Annotated in this window: 15 protein-coding genes and 2 pseudogenes; 5 read left to right on the top strand and 12 right to left on the bottom strand. The window is 70.3% G+C overall.

The genetic code is table 11. The features are described from left to right. Positions 1-24 precede the first annotated feature (24 nt). From atpB to prmC, 5 genes are all read right to left on the bottom strand, one after another. Positions 25-837 carry a F0F1 ATP synthase subunit A gene (gene atpB, locus DEU35_RS01675; protein ID WP_103210251.1) on the bottom strand — a complete coding sequence of 271 codons (813 nt, stop codon included), beginning with the start codon at positions 835-837 and terminating at the stop codon, positions 25-27. A gap of 212 nt (positions 838-1,049) precedes the next feature. Then, positions 1,050-1,538: a hypothetical protein gene (locus tag DEU35_RS01680; protein ID WP_103210248.1), complete on the bottom strand. Its 489-nt coding sequence runs from the start codon at positions 1,536-1,538 to the stop codon at positions 1,050-1,052. Further along, entirely contained in the window at positions 1,535-2,707 is a 1,173-nt protein-coding gene (locus DEU35_RS01685) for an MraY family glycosyltransferase (RefSeq protein ID WP_103210246.1), read from the bottom strand. The genes DEU35_RS01680 and DEU35_RS01685 overlap by 4 nt, the downstream gene beginning before the upstream one ends. Next, complete coding sequence (locus DEU35_RS01690) at positions 2,704-3,441, bottom strand: L-threonylcarbamoyladenylate synthase (RefSeq protein WP_103210244.1); 738 nt, start codon at positions 3,439-3,441, stop codon at positions 2,704-2,706. The genes DEU35_RS01685 and DEU35_RS01690 overlap by 4 nt, the downstream gene beginning before the upstream one ends. Positions 3,442-3,480: 39 nt before the next feature. Beyond that, on the bottom strand, positions 3,481-4,374 hold the full coding sequence (gene prmC, locus DEU35_RS01695) for a peptide chain release factor N(5)-glutamine methyltransferase (RefSeq protein ID WP_116238434.1): 894 nt from the start codon (positions 4,372-4,374) through the stop codon (positions 3,481-3,483). A gap of 99 nt (positions 4,375-4,473) precedes the next feature. Here prmC and cysK point away from each other — a divergent pair, with 99 nt between their 5' ends. Next, entirely contained in the window at positions 4,474-5,412 is a 939-nt protein-coding gene (gene cysK / locus DEU35_RS01700; protein ID WP_103210240.1) for a cysteine synthase A, read from the top strand. Between the two features lies 1 nt (position 5,413). Then, complete coding sequence (epsC, locus tag DEU35_RS01705; RefSeq protein ID WP_116238435.1) at positions 5,414-5,983, top strand: serine O-acetyltransferase EpsC; 570 nt, start codon at positions 5,414-5,416, stop codon at positions 5,981-5,983. A gap of 52 nt (positions 5,984-6,035) precedes the next feature. Here the strand turns inward: epsC and DEU35_RS17360 are convergent, their stop codons facing one another. Beyond that, a complete protein-coding gene (locus DEU35_RS17360) occupies positions 6,036-6,596 on the bottom strand; it encodes an acyl-CoA dehydrogenase family protein (RefSeq protein ID WP_258873354.1) in 561 nt (186 codons plus the stop codon). 3 nt (positions 6,597-6,599) lie between these two features. Next, a pseudogene (locus DEU35_RS17365) lies at positions 6,600-7,256 on the bottom strand (acyl-CoA dehydrogenase family protein); the annotation flags it as partial. A gap of 29 nt (positions 7,257-7,285) precedes the next feature. Here DEU35_RS17365 and DEU35_RS17370 point away from each other — a divergent pair. From DEU35_RS17370 to DEU35_RS01720, 3 genes and pseudogenes are all read left to right on the top strand, one after another. Next, positions 7,286-7,525, top strand: a pseudogene (locus DEU35_RS17370) (hypothetical protein); the annotation flags it as partial. Positions 7,526-7,663: 138 nt separating this feature from the next. Next, the gene (locus DEU35_RS17375) at positions 7,664-7,945 is read left to right on the top strand and encodes a helix-turn-helix domain-containing protein (RefSeq protein WP_258873355.1); all 282 of its coding nucleotides are present in this window, start codon (positions 7,664-7,666) and stop codon (positions 7,943-7,945) included. 110 nt (positions 7,946-8,055) lie between these two features. After that, positions 8,056-9,459 (top strand): amidase, encoded by a 1,404-nt coding sequence (locus DEU35_RS01720; RefSeq protein ID WP_116238438.1) that lies wholly within the window; start codon positions 8,056-8,058, stop codon positions 9,457-9,459. A gap of 123 nt (positions 9,460-9,582) precedes the next feature. On the opposite strand, the gene DEU35_RS01725 is transcribed toward DEU35_RS01720, so the two are convergent. The 5 genes from DEU35_RS01725 to thrC form a co-directional block, all read right to left on the bottom strand. Beyond that, positions 9,583-10,176, bottom strand: coding sequence for a GrpB family protein (locus DEU35_RS01725; RefSeq protein WP_116238875.1), 594 nt, complete (start codon positions 10,174-10,176; stop codon positions 9,583-9,585). Positions 10,177-10,185: 9 nt separating this feature from the next. Further along, positions 10,186-11,262 carry a peptide chain release factor 1 gene (prfA, locus tag DEU35_RS01730; RefSeq protein ID WP_116238876.1) on the bottom strand — a complete coding sequence of 359 codons (1,077 nt, stop codon included), beginning with the start codon at positions 11,260-11,262 and terminating at the stop codon, positions 10,186-10,188. 32 nt (positions 11,263-11,294) lie between these two features. Continuing rightward, positions 11,295-13,466 carry a transcription termination factor Rho gene (gene rho / locus DEU35_RS01735; RefSeq protein WP_258873302.1) on the bottom strand — a complete coding sequence of 724 codons (2,172 nt, stop codon included), beginning with the start codon at positions 13,464-13,466 and terminating at the stop codon, positions 11,295-11,297. Between the two features lie 153 nt (positions 13,467-13,619). Continuing rightward, a complete protein-coding gene (gene thrB / locus DEU35_RS01740; RefSeq protein WP_116238439.1) occupies positions 13,620-14,552 on the bottom strand; it encodes a homoserine kinase in 933 nt (310 codons plus the stop codon). After that, complete coding sequence (thrC, locus tag DEU35_RS01745) at positions 14,549-15,631, bottom strand: threonine synthase (protein WP_103210227.1); 1,083 nt, start codon at positions 15,629-15,631, stop codon at positions 14,549-14,551. Before thrC ends, thrB begins: the two co-directional genes overlap by 4 nt. Between the last annotated feature and the right edge of the window lies 1 nt (position 15,632).

Consider the following 15,632-nt stretch of genomic DNA (forward strand, 5'->3'; position numbering starts at 1 on the left):
GTGGCTCGGCGTGCGCCGGGCCGCTCAGTGCTCTTCTGCGACCGCGAGCTGGATGTAGACCGCGGTGAGGATCGCGAAGACGTACGCCTGGAGGAAGGCGACGAAGATTTCGAACAGGGTGAAGGCGAAGCCGAAGGCCAGCGAACCGGCGCCGAGAGCCGTCCACCATCCGCTGAGCCCGACGACGAAGAACTGCGTCGCCGAGAAGAACAGCACCAACATGAGGTGACCGACGACCATGTTCATCAGCAGACGCAGCGTCAGGGTGACGGGCCGGATGATGAACGTGGAGAGGAACTCGAGCGGGACGATGATGATGTACAGCGGCCACGGGACGCCCGAGGGCAGCAGCGCGTTCTTGAAGAAGCCGGCGGGGCTCTTCTTGATGCCTGCGTAAATGAAGGTGACGTAGGCCACGATCGCGAGCAGCATCGGAACGGCGATGACGCTGGTGCCGGCGATGTTCAGGAACGGGATGACACCCGTGATGTTCATGAACAGCACCATGAAGAAGATGGTGGTGAGGATCGGCAGGAAGCGCTTGCCGTCCTTGCGGCCGAGGATGTCCTCGGCGATGTTGACCCGGACGAAGTCGAGGCCCATCTCGGCGACGCTCTGGAAGCGGCCGGGGACGATCTTCATGCGGCGAGTGCCGAGCACGAGGAAGAGAACGAGGGCCAGCGTCGCCAGCATCTGCGTGAGGTTGATACGCGTGATCGCGAAGATCGTGCCCTCGAACAGCACCGCATCCGGGAAGAACTCCGAAATGGACGGCGGGTGGAACTCGGCACCCGCGGACGCGAAGTTCGTGATCAGGGTCGCAGCTTGAGTAGTCAGCGCTGGCTCCAGCTTCGGGGCATCGGTGTGAACCGTTGCGACGATGGTCGGTGATTGTTACCCGAAGTGCGAGCCTGGAGAAGAGTTCCAATCGCGGGTGGGTACTACGGCAACCCTATCAAACTCCCGGCGGATCCATGAGTCCGGCTGCAGCGATCGTCTCGCCGGCGGACTAGTGGGCCTCGACGTGCCGCCTCATGGGATACGGGGGCCTAGGATCGGCGGTCGCCCGCGTCGGGGTCGGTGGGCAGGGTCACATCGCTCACGCTCGGGATGCGCATGCGCAGGAGCACCACCACGTCGACGGCGAGCGAGGCGATCACGCTGACGACGAGCGCCACGTAGAAGACGACCGGGTCGACCCAGCCCTGTCCGCGCAGCACGACGATCGCCACGATGAACAGGATGAGCTTGAGCAGCCAGCCGCCCAGGACGATCCCGAAGAAGATCGGAACGTAGAGGGGATCGCCGAACCAGCGGTTCGCCACGAGGATGCTGATGGCCGTCACCGCGAGGAAGATCGCGCTGACGGCGACGCCCGACAGCGCGCTGCCGAGGCCTCCCCCACCTCCGACGAGGAAGCCGAGCACGGCACCGAGAACGAGGAGCACCGCCGTCACGATGCCGCCCCAGACCAGGGCGGTGCGCAGCACCGGGGTACTGGAGAGAGGGCGGCGAGGGGCGGGAGGAACACTGCTCATGAGGGGGACTCCGGTCGGGTGGGTCGGGGGCGGCGGGTCAGCCGCAGACGGTGTTGGGAGGGCAGGAGCGTGAGGACGGCGCACGCGGCGACGCCGGTCACGCCGAAGGCGATGCCGATCGCATAGTCGCCGGGCCAGCCCTGCTGGGTGCCGATGTACATCAGCAGGAACGCGAGGCTCACCACGGCGGTCCAGCTGTAGAAGATGAGGACCGCGTCGCGGTCGGTGTGCCCCATATCGAGCATGCGGTGGTGAAGGTGCTTGCGATCCGGCGAGAAGGGCGACCGGCCCGCCCACTGCCGCCGCACCACCGCGAGACCGAAATCGAGCAGGGGGAGCAGCACGATGACCACGGGCAGCAGGATGGGGATGAACGCCCCGAGCAGCTGGGAACGGCCGATCTTCTCCGGGTCGAGAACGGCGGGGTCGAGCTGTCCGGTGATCGCGACGGCGGAGCTCGCCATGAGCAGCCCGAGCATGAGCGCCCCGGCATCGCCCATGAAGAGCTTGGCCGGAGTCCAGTTCATCGGCAGGAACCCCAGACACGCCCCCACGAGCACCGCCGCGATGAAGGAGGCGAGGTTGAAGTAGGTGCTCGCTCCCGTGTCGCGCACGAGAAGGTACGAGTACGCGAAGAAGACGCCGTTCGCGATCAGACAGACGCCCGCCACCAGGCCGTTCAAACCGTCGATGAAGTTCACGGCGTTCATGACCACCACCATCGCGAACACGGTCAGCAGGAAGCTCACCCAGCTCGATCCCACCGTGAGGGCACCGATCGGAAGCGACAGGATCTGCAGTTGACCGAACCAGGCGATGACGCCGGCCGCTACGAACTGCGCCCCGAGCTTGATCATCCAGTCGAGATCCCACAGATCGTCGGCGACGCCGACGAGCACGATGAGCAGCACCGCGCCGAGGAGCGAGAGCACCGGCACGGGGTCGATCCAGAAGATCGCGAAGTACGGGTTTTTGCTCGAGAGCGCGAAGGCCGCCACCACGCCGAGGAACATGGCGACGCCGCCGAGCCGCGGGGTCGGGGTCTTGTGCACGTCGCGGTCGCGGATGCCGGGGTACAGCTTGAACCGCAGGGCGAGCTTCCACACCACCCACGACAGCGCGAGCGTGACCGCCGCCGTGAACAGGATGGTGAGGAGGTATTGGGTCACGGACCCGGCGCCTCGGCATCCGGGGTCGTCGCGGACGGTGCCGCCGACGGATCGGCGACGTCGTCGACGGGATCGGGCTCGAGGAGGTCGCCCACCACCGCGCGCAGACGGTCGCGCGAGATCGCCCCCTCGCGCAAGACGCGGATCCGGGGTTCCGCTCCCCCGACGAGCGTCGTCGCGTCGATGATCGTCGAGGCGATGCCCGTCTCGCTGACGCCGGCGTCGAGGTAGACGGCCACGCTGTCGCCGAGCATGTCGCGGGCGGAGTCGATGTCGACCGCCGCGGCGCGACCCGTGAGGTTCGCGCTCGACACGGCGAGCGGCCCGGTCTCTTCGAGGAGCTCGAGCGTCATCTTCTGCGCGGGCATGCGGACCGCGACCGTGCCGTGGGTGTCACCGAGGTCCCACGAGAGCGAGGGCTGCGCGGGGAGCACGATCGTCAGTCCGCCCGGCCAGAACTCGCGGACGAGGTCGTCGACGGCGGGAGGGATCTCTGCGACGAGGGCCCGCAGCGTACCGACACCGGGAACGAGGACCGGCGGCGGCTGCTGTCGCCCGCGCCCCTTCGCCTCGAGCAGGCCCGCGACGGCGCGCGCGTTGAACGCGTCTGCGGCGATTCCGTAGACGGTGTCGGTGGGAAGCACGACGAGTTCGCCGCGGCCGATCGCTTGACGCGCGTGGCGCATTCCGGACAGCAGCTGCGATTCGTCACGGCAGTCGTAGACGGGTGACATAACGCGCGTCAGTCTAGTCCCGCGCCGCCACCCGCGTGGTCACGGGCGGGTGGCGGTCGTAGCGCGGTCCCTGCTCGTCAGATCGGGGTGGGTCGCAGCCGAGCGCCAGCCGTCGGCGGTGAGGATGTCGCGAATCGCCGCCCCCTGCCACTCGCCGTGCTCGATGACGAGAGTCGCACCGGAGTGGCCGAGGCGGAGTCCGACGCGGCTGAGGTGGCGCACGGCATCCAGGCCGTCCGGTCCTCCGTACAGCGCCGCCGGCGGGTCGTAGAGGCGCACCTCGGGATCGCGCGGGATCGCGTCATCCGGGACGTAGGGAGGGTTGGATGCCACGACCGAGACGGTTCCGTCGAGTTCGGGGAACGCGTCGGCGAGATCGACGAAGGCGAGCGTGACGTTTTCGGCGCCGAGTCGGGCCACGTTCTGCTTCGTCCAGACGAACGCGTCGACCGAGTTCTCCGCCGCGAACACGCGCGAATACGGCACCTCCGTGGCCATCGCGAGCGCGATGGCTCCGGAGCCGGTGCCGAGATCGACCGCGATCGGAGCCTCGGATGCCGCGGAGCGCAACGCGTCGATCGCGAGCTGGGCCACCATCTCGGTCTCGGGGCGCGGGACGAAGACGCCCGGGCCCACGGCGAGCTCCATCGAGCGGAACGGGGCGAGACCGGTGAGGTGCTGCAGCGGCTCGCGAGCCGCGCGGCGGTCGATCAGAGGGGCGAGCGCCCGCGCGGCCGACTCCGGCATCCGGTCCCCTCGGACCGCGGCTGCTTGAACGCCACCGCGGGAGGAGCCGAGGACATGGGCCATGAGCAACTCGGCGTCGACCTGGGGGTCGGGCACTCCCGCCGCGTGCAGTCGCTGGGCGGCGGAGCGCACGGCATCCGCGACGGAAACGGCGACGGGGGCAGGGGGCGGGACGGTCTCTGGCATGACGGGAGCCCAGCCTAGTCGCGCGGCGTCACACGGGCCGGCGGTGTCGGAAGGCTCGCCTAAAATGATCGCGTCCCGACCGACGGCGAAAGGCGAGCCATGCCCGGCATCCACTCCGACATCACCTCTGCATTCGGCGACACGCCGCTCGTGCGGCTCAACCGCGTCGCCGAGGGCGCCGGCGGCCAGATCCTCGCCAAGCTCGAGTTCTACAACCCCGCGTCGAGCGTCAAGGACCGCCTGGGCATCGCGATCGTCGACGCGGCCGAGGCCTCGGGCGAGTTGACGCCCGGCGGCACCATCGTCGAATCGACGAGCGGCAACACGGGCATCGCCCTCGCCATGGTGGGCGCCGCCCGCGGCTACAAGGTCATTCTCACGATGCCGGCGTCGATGTCGAAGGAGCGCCGCATCCTCCTCAAAGCCTTCGGGGCGGAGCTCGTCCTCACCGATCCGACCAAGGGCATGTCGCACGCCGTCGACGAGGCCAAGCGCATCGTCGCCGAGACGCCGGGCGCGGTCTGGGCCCGCCAGTTCGAGAACGAGGCGAACCCCGCGATCCACCGCAAGACCACGGCGGAAGAGATCCTGCGCGACACCGACGGCAAGGTCGATTACTTCGTCGCCGGCATCGGCACCGGCGGCACCATCACCGGCGTCGGCCAGGTGCTCAAGGAGCGCGTACCCGGAGTGAAGGTCGTGGCCGTCGAGCCCGCCGACTCCCCCGTGCTCACGAAGGGCCACCCCGGACCCCACAAGATCCAGGGCATCGGCCCCAACTTCGTGCCCGCGATCCTCGACCGCGACATCATCGACGAGGTGATCGACGTCGAGTTCGACGACGCGATCCGCCTCGCCCGCGAGACCGCGGCCAAGGACGGCATCCTCGTCGGCATGTCGTCGGGTGCGGCGATCTGGGCGGCCCTCGAGGTCGCTCGTCGCCCCGAGGCGGCCGGCAAGAACATCGTCGTCATCATCCCCTCGTACGGCGAGCGGTACCTCTCGACCGCGCTCTACGAGCACCTGCGCGAAGACTGACGTGGGGGTCCTCTCCCACCTGCGCGACGACATCTCGGCCGCCAAACTCCGCGACCCCGCGGCGCGCGGCGGTCTCGAGATCGCCCTGCTCTATCCGGGCCTGCACGCCGTCTGGTCGTACCGGATCGCGAACCGCCTCTGGCGGCGCGGCCTGCGCTTCCCCGCGCGCGCCCTGTCGCAGGTGACGCGGTGGCTCACCGGGGTCGAGATCCACCCCGGTGCCACGATCGGACGCCGCTTCTTCATCGACCACGGAATGGGCGTCGTGATCGGCGAGACCGCCGAGGTCGGCGACGACGTCATGCTGTATCACGGCGTCACCCTCGGCGGTCGTCAGCGCGAGGGCGGGAAGCGCCACCCCACCCTGCACGACGGGGTCGCGGTCGGCGCGGGGGCGAAGATCCTCGGGCCGATCACTCTCGGGGCTCGCTCCGTCGTGGGGGCGAACGCCGTCGTCACGCGGGACGCACCGGCCGACAGCGTGCTCGTGGGCGTTCCCGCCACTGCGCGTCAGCGCCGCGCCGGCGAAGACACCCGAGCGGTGCTGACGACGCCCGAGTACTGGATCTGAACACTCCTGTGCGGACCCGCCATCGCCGCGGGCCCGCACAGAAGCGGCTCGATCAGACCGACAGGCGGTTCTCCGCCGCGGCCAGGGGGTCGTACCCGGGGGTACGCAGCATCTCGTGCAGATGCCGGCGACGCACGCCCATATTGCCCCCGTCGTAGATGGGTAGGCAGAGCACATCCAGCATGATGTCGCCGAGTGGAGCGCGGTCGCCGTACGAGTCCACGCCCACGAGGCGCATCGCGTCGTAGACGGTCTGCACCGACAGCTCGGAATTGTAGATCTTCGACATGTTCGACAGCTCGCGGTCGAGGCCCCCGGTCTTGTCGAAGTGGTCCGCGGCCTTCCAGGCGAAGTACCGGCCCACCTCGATACGGGTCTTGATGTCGGCGAGCATGTAGCCGGCGTTCTGGTGGTCGATGACCGGCACGCTGCCGGAGCGCTTCTCGGTCGAGACGAAATCGAACGCGATCTCGAACGCGCGGCGCATCTTTCCGACGGCGGCCGCGGCGATACTCGAGCACGTCCACGAGAACGAGCCCTTCGTCAGCGCGAGCCCGTCGCCGGGGGCACCGATGAGGTTCTCGACCGGCACGCGTGCGTCGACGAAGTCCACGTACGGGGAGTTGGTGGCGAGGTGGCCGATCGTGTCGATGATGCCCGAGAACGTCACTCCGGGCGTGCCCTTCTCGACCACGATGATCGCGAGCGACTCGGCCGGCGGCTTCGTCTCGTCGATGCGGCAGACGACGCTGATGATATCGGCGCCCTCGTCGTCCCAGCCGGAGGCGTTGGTCGTGTAGGCCTTGCGGCCGTTGATGACCCATTCGTCCCCGTCGCGGACGGCGAAGGTCTGCACCCCGTAACGGGGATCGGGGTGGTCGAAGTTGGCGCCCCCGGCGGCCTCGGTGAAAGCGATGGCCGCGAGAGCCGGGCTGCCGTCGACGAACGGCGCGAGGAAGCGCTCCTTCTGCTCGGGTGTGCCCGCCGTGATGATGGGGAACGTGCCGAGACCCGTACCGAGGACGATGGTCGGAGTGTTGATCTCGACGCGCGCGAGCTCCTCGCAGGCGAGCGCGAACTGCAGGTTGCTGAACTTGTGCCCGCCGTTCTCGACGGGGATGAGGGCCTTGACGAAACCGGCATCCACCATCTGCTGATAGAAGGGCTTCAGGGCGCGGAACCGGTCGAGAGGGTCGGGGATCGGCGCGATGAGGTCGGGGACCTGGCTGAGGACGGTCTCGGCGAACTCGCGCGCCTGCAGGCGGAGACCGAGCTGCTCTTCGGAGAGGGGGCCCCGGGACGTTCACGATCGTGGATGCCACCCGCTCGTTCACTCTGGACTACCTCGACCCGTGGCGCACCGTGTCGTTCCGCGTTCCCGTACGCGACGTACCCGAGAGCCTGCGGGCCGAGGCCACGGCCCGCACGTTCTCGACGGGCACAGGGCTCGGTGCCGTCCTCGCCGACACCCTGCGCTCGTCGTGGTCACAGGCGTCGCAAATGAGCGACAGCGAAGCGGATGCTGTGGGAGCAGCCGTGGCGTCCCTCAGTCGCGCGCTCTCCCCCTCGACGCGAACCGACGCCCTCCGCGAGGAGGCAGGCGGTGACGAGGTGCTGCGCCGGAGCATCGAGCACCATCTCGAACGGCACGTCCGGTTCGCCGACACCTCCCCCGCCGCGATGGCCCGCCACTTCGCCATCTCGGTGCGCAAGCTCCACCAACTGTACGAAAGCGCGCCCCTGACCTACGGACAGACGGTGATGCGCACGCGTGTCCTCGCGTGCGCCGAGGACCTGCGGGCCGAGCGCGGTCGGGCGACGATGACGCATCTGGCCGCGAAGTGGGGATTCAGCGATCTCTCGCACCTGCATCGTGCGTTCCGCCACCATCTCGGTCACTCTCCGCGCGAGGTGCTCGCGCAACTCGACGCGGACGTGGCCGCGTGGGAGCGCGCCGGCTGAGATCCGGTCGCGACATCGCCGAGCACCGTCACTGGCGTGTTGCGACGGGGCTGCGGACGCGCAGACCGCCGGCCGGATGTCGCACGGTCCCGACACCGTAGGCTCGTGGCATGACGCGCCTGCACGATCTGACGTTGGTCGCGCAGCTCGCGGAGCTGACGAGCGGGACGGTGAGTCCGCGCGAGCTGACCGCACATTATCTCGACCGCATCGCCCGGTTCTCCGACCTGGGCGCCTTCGTCGAGACGACCCCGGACGCCGCCCTCCACCGCGCCGACGCACTCGGCGCCGGCACCCCGCACGGCGCCCTCTGGGGCGTCCCGCTGGCCGATAAGGATCTCGTGGCGCGCGCCGGCGTCGCCACCCGCTACGGGTCGAGGGCACGCGTGAGCCACGTGCCCGTGGCATCCGACCCTCTCGCCGACGCCCTCGACGCCGCCGGGGCCATCAACCTCGGCAAGACGAGCACATCGGAATTCGGTCTGACCGGCTTCACCGAGCCGCTCATCCACGCCCCGACCCGCGATCCCTGGCGCCCGTCCTCGGGAGCGGGCGGGTCGAGCGGGGGTGCCGCGGTCGCTGTTGCGGCAGGCCTTCTGCCCGCGGCCGTGGGGTCGGACGGTGGCGGGTCCATCCGCATCCCGTCCTCGACCGTCGGCGTCGTCGGGCTGAAGCCCTCGCGCGGGCGACTGCCCCTCGGTTCCGGCTTCGACTCCCCCGACGGCCTGTCCGTGACGGGGCCGATCGCGCGCTCGGCCGAGGACGCCGGGCTGCTGCTCGACGCGCTCGTCGGTCTCGCCCCGTTCCGCTACGCCACGGCCGCCTCGGGAACCGGGCCGTTCGTCGCAGCCGCGCGTCGCGAGCAGGTCGACCTCCGCATCGGTGCCACCACCGTCTCTCCGTGGGACGACGACGAAGACATCCGCCTCGACGTCGACGCCCGGCACGCCTTCGACACCGCCGCCGCCTGGCTCGCCGACGCGGGTCACGCGGTGACGGATGCCGACTGGCATCCGGTCGGATACGCGTCGCTGTTCCATGTGCTCTGGCGGGCGAGCGCGGCGCGGATTCCTCTCGGCGAAGCCGACATGGACCTCGTGGAACCGCTGACCGCGTGGCTCGTGCAAGAGGGACGCCGGCTCGACGCTCTCGACCTGCTCGACGGGCTCGCCGCCGCACGGGCGTTCGAGCGGCGGACGATCGCGGATTTCGCCGCCTTCGACGCCGTCCTCATGCCCGCTCTCGCTCAGGCTCCGCAACCGGTGGGCGCGTACGCGGGGCACAGCCCCGAGCGCACGTTCGCGATGCAGGTCGAATACGCGCCGTACTCGAGCTTCGTCAACGTCGCGGGGCTCCCCGCGATCACGCTCCCGGTCGTCGCCGACGGCACCGGCCACCCTGTCTCGGTCCAGCTGGTCGGGCGTCCCGGGGGCGAGGCGGTCCTGCTGTCGCTCGCCGCGCAGCTCGAAAGCCGTCGCGGTCCGCTCCCCCACCCGCCCGTATGGGGCTCCTGACCACTCAGCGATGGCGCGCGGGAGATCCGGCACGTCGCCGACCGCCGGGGCGTCCCGTACTGCGTCCGGGCCGGAGATCCCGCACCGTCGTGGACGGACGGTCGCACGCCGGCACCGCGGACGTCAGGGCACAAGTCCCGCGGCCACGAATGCTCGTGCGTAGATCTCACGGATCACGCCCTCTTTGCGGGCGTTGTACTCGCTCATCAAGCCGTCGGCCGCGACCTCGCGCTTGACCGCGGCGTACCGCTCCCGATCGGCCGCGTCTGTGCGAAGCCAGTCGCGGAAGATGCGGTGCCGCGCCGCCTCGGGGCTGTCGGGCGGCCACACGTGCAGGTTGGCGGCCGGCTCGCCCGAGACCAGGCAGCGGTGCCCGAGCCACCACGGCTCGCGCACGCGGAGCACGAACCCGAGCGACTCGAGGGCGGGCACGTAGGCGTCTTCGTCGTCGGTGTCGGCGACCATCAGGTCGATGTCGATGACGGGTTTGGCGGCCAGCCCCGGCACCGACGTCGAACCCACATGCTCGATCCGCAGCGCACGCTCGCCGAGCGCCTCGACGATGCCCGCGCGGAGCGTGTCGAAGACCCCCGGCCAGTCGGCATCCGGTTCCACGATCTCGATGTGCCGCGCCTGCTCGGGCGAGCCGACCCACGGTGAGAGCCCGGGCGGGGGCGGAGTGTCGTCGAAGGTGACGATCTGGGCGGCGGTGAGCACCACCCGAGCTTAGGAGTCGGCGAGGGCCGCGAGGCGCGCTTCCTCGTCGGCCGTGATGGCCGACTCGATGATCGGGCCGAGGGCGCCGTCCATGACCTGGTCGAGGTTGTACGCCTTGTAACCGGTGCGGTGGTCCGCGATGCGGTTCTCGGGGAAGTTGTATGTGCGGATGCGCTCGGAGCGGTCCATGCCGCGGATCTGCGACTTGCGCGCGTCGGCGGCGACCGCGTCGCGCTCCTCCTGCTGCTTGGCGAGAAGGCGGGCGCGCAGCACGCGCATGCCCGCCTCGCGGTTCTGCAGCTGCGACTTCTCGTTCTGCATCGACACGACGATGCCCGTGGGCACGTGGGTGATGCGAACGGCCGAGTCGGTCGTGTTGACGGACTGTCCGCCGGGACCCGACGAGCGGAACACGTCGATCTTGAGATCGTTGGGGTCGATCGCGACCTCTTCGGGCTCGTCGACCTCCGGGAAGACCAGCACACCCGTGGTCGAAGTATGGATGCGCCCCTGCGACTCGGTCGCCGGGACGCGCTGCACGCGGTGCACACCACCCTCGTACTTCAGGTGGGCCCAGACGCCCTGCGCGGGGTCGCTCGACGATCCCTTGATCGCGACCTGCACGTCTTTGTAGCCGCCCAGGTCGGACTCGGTGCGCTCGAGGAGCTCGGTCTTCCAGCCCATGGACGCCGCGTACTGCAGGTACATCCGCAGCAGGTCGGCCGCGAAGAGGGCGCTCTCGGCTCCCCCCTCGCCGCCCTTGATCTCCATGATGACGTCGCGGGCGTCGTCGGGGTCGCGCGGGATGAGCAGACGCCGCAGACGCTCCTGCGTCTCGGCGACCCGCTCTTCGAGCCCTGGCACCTCGTCGGCGAACGCGTCGTCCTCTCGCGCGAGTTCGCGAGCGGCCTCGAGGTCGTCGGATGCCGCGACCCAGGCCTCGTGTGCCGTGACGATTCGCGAGAGCTCGGCGTACCGCCGGTTGACGCGCTTGGCGCGCGCGGCGTCCGCATGCACGGCCGGGTCGGAGAGCTCTTCCTGGACGGCCTTGTGCTCCTCGAGCAGTCCGCGGACCGACTCGAACATCGCGGGCTCCGACATCGCGCCTCCCGCCCCGATCAGCGGATGCTGTTGTCGTCACCGCCGCGCGCGGGCGCCGGGATCGACTTCTGCATCTGCACGAGGAACTCGACGTTGGACTGGGTCTCCTTGAGCTTGCCGAGCACGACCTCGAGGGCCTGCTGGGGCTCGAGGCCGGCCAGCGCGCGACGGAGCTTCCAGGTGATCTTGACCTCGTCGTTCGACAGCAGCATCTCTTCACGGCGGGTGCTCGACGCGTTGACGTCGACGGCCGGGAAGATGCGCTTGTCGGCGAGCTGGCGGTTCAGGCGCAGCTCGCTGTTGCCAGTGCCCTTGAACTCTTCGAAGATGACGTCGTCCATCTTGGAGCCGGTCTCCACCAGGGCCGTGGCGAGGATGGTGAGCGATCCACCGTTCTCGATGTTGCGCGCGGCGCCGAAGAAGCGCTTGGGCGGGTACAGCGCCGAGGCGTCGACGCCGCCGCTCAGCACGCGCCCCGAGGTGGGGGCGGCGAGGTTGTACGCGCGGCCGAGGCGGGTGATCGAGTCGAGCAGCACGACGACGTCGCGGCCGAGCTCGACCAGACGCTTGGCGCGCTCGATGGCCAGTTCGGCGACCGTGGTGTGGTCTTCGGCCGGGCGGTCGAACGTCGAGGCGATGACCTCGCCCCGGACCGTGCGCTGCATGTCGGTGACCTCTTCGGGGCGCTCGTCGACGAGCACGACCATGAGGTGGACCTCGGGGTTGTTCGTGGCGATCGCGTTGGCGATCTGCTGCAGAACGATCGTCTTGCCGGCCTTCGGGGGCGCGACGATCAGGCCGCGCTGACCCTTGCCGACGGGAGCGACCAGATCGATGATGCGCTGCGTGAGCTTCTCGGGGCCGGTCTCCAGGCGCAGGCGCTCCTGCGGATAGAGGGGCGTGAGGTTGTTGAACTCGACGCGCGCGGCGGCGTCGTCGACCGACAGGCCGTTGATCGAGTCGACCTGCACGAGGGCGTTGTACTTCTGACGGCCCTGCTGCTCGCCCTCGCGGGGCTGCTTGATGGCGCCGACGACGGCGTCGCCCTTGCGGAGATTGTACTTCTTGACCTGACCGAGCGAGACGTAGACGTCGCTCGGGCCGGGCAGGTAACCGGTGGTGCGCACGAACGCGTAGTTGTCGAGCACGTCGAGGACGCCGGCGATGGGGACGAGCACGTCGTCCTCGCCGATCTCGGTCTCGAACTCGTCGCCAGTGGTGGTCTGGCCGCGGCGCTTGTTGCGCTGGCGGTTGCGGCTGTTGGTCGCCCCGCCCTGCTGCTGCTGGGCCTGCTGGCCGTTCTGGGCGTTGTCACGCTGGCCGCCGTCGCGCTGGCCGCTCTGCGACCCGTTGTCGCGAGCGTTCTCGCGCTGGCCGCCCTGCTGCTGCGGGGCTTCCGCCTCGTCGGCGGCGGGCTGCGCCGGCGCCTCGGCCTTGTCGGCGTCGGCCTTGTTGCGGTTGCGGTTTCGCGAGCGGCTGCGGCCACGGCCGCGGGCCGGGGTCTCGTCGGTCTGCTCGGTGGAAGCATCGGCGGGCGCGGCGTCGACCTGCTCGGCGGGCGCCGCGTCAGCGGGTGCCGCGTCGGCGGGTGCGGCGTCGGCGGGGGCGGCGTCAGCGGGTGCCGCGTCAGCGGGCGCGGCGTCGGCGGCGGGGGCCTCGACAGCGACCTCGTCGGCCGCGGGGGTGTCGGTGTCCTCCGCCACGTCGGCGGCCGTGGTGACGGGGGTCGTCGCGGACTCGTCGGTCGCGGCCTCGACGGCGGGCGCCTCGGTGGCGACGGCGGCGGCCTTCTCCTCGGCGGCGGCGGCCTCGGCGGCGGCCGTCTCTTCGGCGGTCGCGCTCTTGGCACGGCGCGGGGCACGCTTGCGCGGGGCGCGCGCGGGCTTCTCGACCGGCGCTGCCTCCTCGACGGCAGGTTCCGCGGCGACCTCGGCGGCGGGCGCCTCGTCGGCGGCGGACGCGTCCGTCTTGGCCGGGGCCTCGGCGGCGAGAGCGTCGTCGGTGAACAGCGCCTCGGGGGCGGCGTCAGCGGCGACCGGGGCCTCCTCGGCCTCGGGGGCGGCTTCGCCCTCGGGCGCGTCGGTCTGCTCGGTATCGGTGCCCTCCACCGCAGCCGTGGGCTGCTCTTCGGTGGGGATCTCTGCACCCTCGGGCGCGTCGACGGGCTGGGTCTCGGAGATGGACTCCACGAGTGCTCCTCAGAAAATGAAACGTGATCAGATCGCGCTTCGCCGTGCAGAACGCAGACGAAGGACACCAGCGGTTCGGGAGACTGCAGCCGATACCGGGTTCGCGATGTGTTGCGGATTTCGCAGGTGGTGCAGAGGCTCAGATTCGCGAAGTTACGCGGAACCCTCTGCGTTTTTCACTGTACCACCCTTGACGTCGACGGCGAGCATGAGCGCCTGCCACGGGGTGTCGACCACGGATGCCATAAGATCTGCGGCGGCAAGTCGCTGCCCCGGACCGTCGGCGAGCACGAGCACGCTGGGCCCGGCACCGGAGACGACGGCGGCGAAGCCCTCGGCCCGCAGCGCCCGCACGAGCCGATCGGTCTCGGGCATGGCCTGGGCGCGATAGTTCTGGTGCAGCTTGTCTTCGGTGGCGGCCATCAAGAGCTCGGGGCTCTGCGTCATCGCCGCGATCAGCAGAGCCGAGCGAGAGACGTTGAACACCGCATCCTCGCGCGGCACCTGCAGCGGCTGCAGGCTCCGGGCGACGGCGGTCGACATCGTGAAGCTCGGCACGAAGACCAGCGGCGACACACCACGATGCACGATGAGCTGCTTGTGCTGGGGGCCCTCGGCATCCATCCACGCGATGGTGAGGCCGCCGAAGAGGCCCGGTGCGACATTGTCGGGGTGGCCCTCCATCTCGGTGGCCAGGCGCAGCAGGTCGACGTCGCTGAAGGCGGCCTCTCCCTCGAGCAGGCCCTTGGCGGCCAGGATGCCGGCGACCACCGCGGCCCCCGACGACCCCATGCCGCGCCCGTGCGGGATCACGTTGTGCGCCGTCAGCCGGAGCCCCGGAAGGGAGCGACCGACCGAGGCGTAGGTGTGCGCCATCGCGCGCACCACGAGGTGCGAGGCGTCGCGGGGGACGTCGACCGTCCCCTCGCCCTCGACCTCGATCTCGAGGCGATCGCCGTCGAGCTGCTCGACGACGAGTTCGTCGTAGACGCTCAGGGCGAGGCCGAGGGTGTCGAAGCCGGGCCCGAGGTTCGCGCTGGTGGCGGGAACGCGGACGGCGACCCGACGACCGGGGCCTGAGCTCACGCGGTCACCGGCTGCAGGTCGAGCACGGAGGCGACCTCCGAGGTGGCGGCGTCGACGACAGTGGGCGAGACGTCGGTGCCGTCGGCGCGACGCAGGGCCCACTGGGGGTCCTTGAGCCCGTGGCCCGTGACGGTGAGGACGACCTTGGCGCCCGCGGGGACGACCCCGGCCTCGGCGCGTTCGAGCAGACCCGCGACGCTGATCGCGGAGGCGGGCTCGACGAAGATGCCCACCTCGCCGGCGAGGATCTTCTGCGCCTCGAGGATGCCGGCGTCGTCGATCGCGCCGAAGTAGCCGTCGGTGGCGTCGCGCGCCTCGAGAGCCAGCTCCCACGACGCGGGGTTGCCGATGCGGATCGCGCTCGCGATGGTCTCGGGCTGCTTGACGACCTCGCCGCGCACGAGGGGCGCGGAGCCGGCGGCCTGGAAGCCGAACATGCGCGGCACGCGGGTGGAGACACCGCGGGCGGCCTCTTCGCGGTAGCCGCGCGAGTAGGCGGTGTAGTTGCCGGCGTTGCCGACGGGGATGAAGTGGAAGTCGGGGGCGTCGCCCAGAACCTCGACGACCTCGTAGGCGGCGGTCTTCTGCCCCTCGATGCGGTCGGGGTTCACCGAGTTGACCAGGTGCACCGGGTAGTGGTCGGCGAGCTCGCGCGCGATCTCGAGGCAGTCATCGAAGTTGCCGCGGATCTGGATGAGCCGGCCGTTGTGGGCCACGGCCTGGCTGAGCTTGCCCATGGCGATCTTGCCCTCGGGCACGAGCACCGCGGCGGTGATGCCGGCGTGCGCGGCGTACGCGGCGGCGGAGGCCGAGGTGTTGCCGGTCGAGGCGCAGATGACGGCCTTGGCGCCGTGCTCGACGGCACGCGAGAGAGCCACGGTCATGCCGCGATCCTTGAACGACCCGGTGGGATTCATCCCCTCGTACTTCACCCACACGTCGGCGCCGGTGCGGCGCGAGAGCGCCGGCGCCGGAAGCAGCGGCGTGCCGCCCTCGCCGAGGGTGACGACAGTGGAGGCGTCGGTGACACCCAGACGGTCGGCGTATTCGCGGAGGACTCCGCCCCAGAGGTGTGCCATG

Source organism: Microbacterium sp. AG157, from assembly GCF_003385695.1.
GTDB lineage: Bacteria > Actinomycetota > Actinomycetes > Actinomycetales > Microbacteriaceae > Microbacterium > Microbacterium testaceum.